Origin of the sequence: Bifidobacterium pongonis, from assembly GCF_019331805.1 — a bacterium.
GTDB lineage: Bacteria > Actinomycetota > Actinomycetes > Actinomycetales > Bifidobacteriaceae > Bifidobacterium > Bifidobacterium pongonis.
The window spans coordinates 1-5,312 of the sequence record NZ_JAHBBE010000061.1; the positions used below are offsets into that span (position 1 = coordinate 1).

Annotated in this window: 4 protein-coding genes; 3 read left to right on the plus strand and 1 reads right to left on the minus strand. The window is 63.2% G+C overall.

The features are described from left to right. Positions 1 to 1,022: Y-family DNA polymerase (locus KIH75_RS09775; RefSeq protein ID WP_476695628.1), on the minus strand; the 1,022-nt coding region annotated here is incomplete at its 3' end. 210 nt (positions 1,023 to 1,232) lie between these two features. Here KIH75_RS09775 and purF point away from each other — a divergent pair. The 3 genes from purF (at position 1,233) to purD (ending at position 5,302) form a co-directional block, all read left to right on the plus strand. Continuing rightward, a complete protein-coding gene (gene purF / locus KIH75_RS09780) occupies positions 1,233 to 2,738 on the plus strand; it encodes an amidophosphoribosyltransferase (protein WP_219056515.1) in 1,506 nt (501 codons plus the stop codon). Positions 2,739 to 2,827: 89 nt separating this feature from the next. After that, positions 2,828 to 3,862 carry a phosphoribosylformylglycinamidine cyclo-ligase gene (gene purM / locus KIH75_RS09785; protein WP_219056516.1) on the plus strand — a complete coding sequence of 345 codons (1,035 nt, stop codon included), beginning with the start codon at positions 2,828 to 2,830 and terminating at the stop codon, positions 3,860 to 3,862. A 171-nt stretch (positions 3,863 to 4,033) separates the two neighbouring features. Then, the gene (gene purD, locus KIH75_RS09790; protein WP_219056517.1) at positions 4,034 to 5,302 is read left to right on the plus strand and encodes a phosphoribosylamine--glycine ligase; all 1,269 of its coding nucleotides are present in this window, start codon (positions 4,034 to 4,036) and stop codon (positions 5,300 to 5,302) included. The last annotated feature ends 10 nt before the right edge of the window (positions 5,303 to 5,312 follow it).

Sequence of the window (5,312 nt, forward strand, 5' to 3'; positions counted from 1 at the left end):
CGCGCCGCATCGTACCCCACCGCGCCTGTAAGTACCTGCCCCGAGCTCATGCTGTGCCCGGCCGGCTTGTACGCCTTGATGTCGGCAATCGTGCACGGCTCATACCCCCACGCATGGTCGATGAGCAGTTCGGCGTTCACCCCGAACAGCCGGTATAGCAGTTCCTCGTTGTAATAGTCGGAGGCGCGGCCGAGCGAGCATCGCGCGATATCGCCCATGGTCATGAGTCCGTGCGCCTCGAGCTTGTTCGCATACCCGCGCCCGACCCGCCAAAAATCGGTGAGCGGCCTGTGCCCCCACAGCAGCCGCCGGTATGACTTTTCGTCCAGTTGCGCGATGCGTACGCCGTCCTCGTCGGCGGGGATATGCTTCGCCACCACGTCCATGGCCACTTTCGCCAAGTACAGGTTCGTGCCGATGCCCGCGGTGGCGGTGATGCCCGTCTCATGCAGGATGGTCCGCACGATGTCGCGGGCCAGTTCGTGCGGAGTGCCGCCGTAGGCTCGCAGGTAGCGTGTGGCGTCCATGAACACTTCGTCGATGGAGTACACGTGGATGTCTTCGGCGGCGGCGTAGCGCAGGTAGATGCCGTAGATTTTCCCGCTGACGTCGAGATAGTGCGACATTCTGGGCTTGGCGATGTATACGTCCACCGCCAGGCTCGGGTCGGCGTCGACCTGATCGGCGTAATATGAGGAGCCGCGGAAGCGGTGGCCGGGCGCGTGCGCCAACCGTTCGGCGTTGATGCGCCGCAGTTTCTCTTTGACTTCGAACAGTCTGGCGCGGCCGGGTAGCCCGTAGGCTTTCAATGACGGCGACACCGCCAGGCAGATGGTTTTGTCGGTGCGTGATTCGTCGGCGACGACCAGATGCGTGCGCAGCGGGTCGAACCCCAGTTCCACGCATTCGGAGGAGGCGTAGAAGGATTTCAGGTCGATGGCGATATACGCGCGTTCCTTACCCACGCACACCCCCTTTACGGCACCGTTGTTCACCCCGTCCACTCGCGCGGGAGGGCGCATCAATTCGAACAAGCGTTCGATTTCCCATCATACACGCTTCGCCTCACGCGCAACCCACGCAACAACCCACGCGCAACCCACGTGGCAGCTCGCACAGCAACCCACACAGCAACCCATATATGGAATACTGCGGCGTGAATGTAGCCGCCGCTTGATAGGGTTGACCCGGTAGAAATCCCCTGTCTCCACAGTTTCGGAAGGAGCTTTGGCGTGTCAGCAGAACTCGAAGACATCCACGAGGAATGCGGTATTTTCGGCGTATGGGGGCACCCCGACGCAGCTAGACTCACTTACTTCGGCTTACACGCTTTGCAGCATCGCGGGCAGGAAGGCGCCGGCATCGTCGCGAACGACAACGGCCAGCTGACCGGCCACCGCGGCAAGGGACTGCTCACCCAGGTGTTCAGCGACGAACGCGAAATCCAGCGTCTTAAAGGCAATCACGCCATCGGCCACGTGCGTTACGCCACCGCGGGCTCCGGCGGCAGCGACAACATCCAACCGTTCATCTTCCGCTTCCACGACGGCGATATGGCCCTGTGCCACAACGGCAACCTGACCAACTGCCCGTCCCTACGCCGCAAACTCGAAGACGAGGGCGCGATCTTCCATTCGAATTCCGACACCGAAGTGCTCATGCACCTCATCCGTCGCTCCGACAAACCCACGTTCATGGACAAGCTCAAGGAAGCGCTGAACACCGTTCATGGCGGTTTCGCCTACCTGATCATGACCGAACATGCCATGATCGGCGCGCTTGACCCGAACGGGTTCCGCCCGCTGTCGCTCGGCAGGATGACGAACGGCGCCTACGTGCTCGCCTCCGAAACCTGCGCGCTCGACACGGTCGGCGCCGAACTCGTGCGTGACATCCGTCCGGGCGAGATCGTCGTCATCGATGACGACGGCTACCGCATCGACCGGTACACCGACCAGACCCAGCTGGCCATCTGCTCGATGGAGTTCATCTACTTCGCCCGCCCCGATTCCAATATCTATGGCGTGAACGTGCATTCCGCCCGCAAGCGCATGGGCGCCCGTCTGGCGCAGGAATCCCCGGTCGAAGCCGACATGGTGATCGGCGTGCCGAACTCCTCGCTGTCCGCCGCATCCGGCTACGCGGAAACCGCCGGCCTGCCGAACGAGATGGGCCTGATCAAGAACCAGTATGTGGCGCGAACCTTCATCCAGCCCACGCAGGAACTGCGCGAGCAGGGCGTGCGCATGAAGCTGTCCGCCGTGCGCGGCGTGGTCAAGGGCAAGCGCGTGATCGTGATCGACGATTCCATCGTGCGCGGCACCACGTCGAAGCGCATCGTGCAGCTGCTCAAGGAGGCCGGCGCGGCCGAAGTGCATATGCGCATCAGCTCCCCGCCGCTGAAATACCCCTGCTTCTACGGCATCGACATCTCCACCACCAAGGAGCTCATCGCCGCGGAGAAATCCGTGGAGGAGATCCGCGAATACATCGGCGCGGATTCCCTGGCGTTCCTGTCGCTCGACGGCCTGGTCGATTCGATCGGGCTCGGTGCCGACGCCCCCTACGGCGGCCTATGCGTCGCCTACTTCAACGGCGATTACCCGACCGCCCTGGACGATTACGAGGCTGATTTCCTCAAGTCGCTCACCCCGGAGGACCGCGTGCGCTTGCCTGAATTCGCGCTGTACAAGAGCAAGTACGAAGGCAACGAATATCAGGCGCTCCCCCAATCCTGAGCCGCAGCGAGCCGCACGGCCCAACGTCACCTGTACCATCAACCCCCAATCAAACCTACAAACCATAGGAAAGCAACAGGAAGGCCAACATGCCAGAAGCATACGCAAACGCCGGCGTCAGCGTCGAGGCGGGTTACGAAGTCGTCAAGAGAATCAAGTCCCATGTGGCACGCACCAATCGCCCCGGCGTGGTCGGTGGCATCGGTGGATTCGGCGGCCTGTTCGATCTCGCTTCCCTGGGCTACAAGGAGCCGGTGCTGATCTCCGGCACCGACGGCGTCGGCACCAAGCTCGTCGTCGCCAAGATGGCGAACAAGCATGACACGATCGGCATCGACTGCGTGGCCATGTGCGTCAACGATATCGCCGCTCAGGGCGCGGAACCGCTGTTCTTCCTCGACTACATCGCCTGCGGCAAGAACGATCCGGCGCTGCTCGAACAGGTCGTGTCCGGCGTGGCCGACGGCTGCGTGCAGGCCGATTGTGGTCTGATCGGCGGCGAAACCGCCGAAATGCCCGGCATGTACGACGAGGATGAGTACGATCTGGCCGGTTTCACCGTGGGCGTGGCGGAGAAGTCCGCAATCGTCGACGGCTCCACGATCGCCGAAGGCGACGTGCTGATCGGCCTGCCGTCCACCGGCGTGCACTCCAACGGCTTCTCCCTGGTGCGCAAGGCCCTGTTCGAACAGGCCGGCTACACCGTCGACACCCAGCTGGATGAGCTCGGCGGCGCCAAGCTCGGCGACGTGCTGCTCACCCCGACCAAGATCTACGTCAAGACCCTGTCCCCGCTGTTCAAGGCCGGCGTGGTCAAGGGCGTCGCGCACATCACCGGCGGCGGCTTCATCGAGAACATCCCGCGCATGATCCCCGACGGCCTCGCAGCCCACATCAACCTCGGTTCCTGGCCCGTGCTGCCGATCTTCGACGTGCTGGAGAAGGCCGGCAATATCGACCATATGGAAATGTTCAACATCTTCAACATGGGTATCGGCATGGTGCTGGCCGTCAGCGCCGACCGCGCCGACGAAACCATGGCGATGCTCGAAGCGAACGGCGAAGCCGCATACGTGCTCGGCAACATCGTGAAGAACACCGGCACCGACGTGGAACTCGTCTGATAGATGGTAAGGCCTCCCCCGAAAAGGAGGCCTTACCTTATGCCGTCAGGCTTCATTCATCCAAGCCCGTGCAGCCGCGGTCCGCTTCCGCGTCCAACCAATTTCCATTCCAAGAGCTACAGCGTTCTACAGATTTCTACAGATTTCCAGCAAAGTTGAGGAGACAAGATTATGGGTCAGAAGGTTCTGGTCATCGGTTCCGGCGCGCGTGAGCACGCCATCGCCCACGCGCTCATGCGCGGCGGCAGCGTCGACGAAGTGACCGTCGCCCCGGGCAACCCCGGTATGGAGCTCGACGGCATCCGCACCACGCAGATCAGCCTGTCGAACCACGCCGCGCTCATCGAATTCGTGCGCAGCAACCAGTACGACTGGGTGTTCGTCGGGCCGGAAGTGCCGCTGATCGAAGGCATCGTCGACGATTTCGAAGCAGCCGGCATCAAGGCGTTCGGCCCGAACAAGGCCGCCGCCCAGATCGAAGGGTCCAAGGACTTCGCCAAGCAGCTCATGGCCCGCCACAACATCCCCACCGCCCAGTACCGCACGTTCGAAGAGCTCGAACCGGCCAAGGCCTACGTCGAGGAGCACGGCGCACCGATCGTCATCAAGGCCGACGGTCTTGCCGCAGGCAAGGGCGTCACCGTCGCCATGGATGTCGAAACCGCCATCGACGCGCTGGACGACATCTTCATCGACCATCGTTTCGGCGCCGCCGGCGCGAAGGTCGTCATCGAGGACTTCCTCGAAGGCCAGGAATTCTCCCTCATGAGCTTCGTGCGCGGCACCGAATTCTGGCCCATGCCCATCTCCCAGGACCACAAGCGCGCCTATGACGGCGACAAGGGCCCGAACACCGGCGGCATGGGTGCCTACAGCCCCGTCCCCCAGATCGCGCAGAGCGTCGTCGACGAAGCCATCGAAACCATCGTGCGCCCGACCGTCGAAGCCATGGCCGCCGAAGGCACCCCCTTCACCGGCATCCTCTACGCGGGCCTCATCGCCACCGCCGACGGCCCCAAGGTCATCGAATTCAACGCCCGCTTCGGCGACCCCGAAACCGAAGTCGTCCTCCCCCAGCTCACCAGCAACCTCGCCACCGGCATCAAGGCCATCCTCGACGGCGACACCCCGACCTTCACCTGGGATGAGCACAACACCACCCTCGGCGTCGTCCTCGCCTCCGACGGCTACCCCGTCGACGTCATCAAGGGCGCCCACATCCCCGAAATCCCCGTCCCCGCCGACTCCCACGTCTACTACGCCGGCGTCGCCAACTCCGACAAAGGCCTCGTCGCCTCCTCCGGCCGCGTCCTCCTCGTCGAAACCTCCGCCCCCGACATCAAGGCCGCGCAGGACAAGATCTACGCGATCATCGACAAGCTCGACACGACGGGAATGTTCTACCGCCACGACATCGGCTCCAAAGCGCTGGGCGTGTGACGATGGCGCG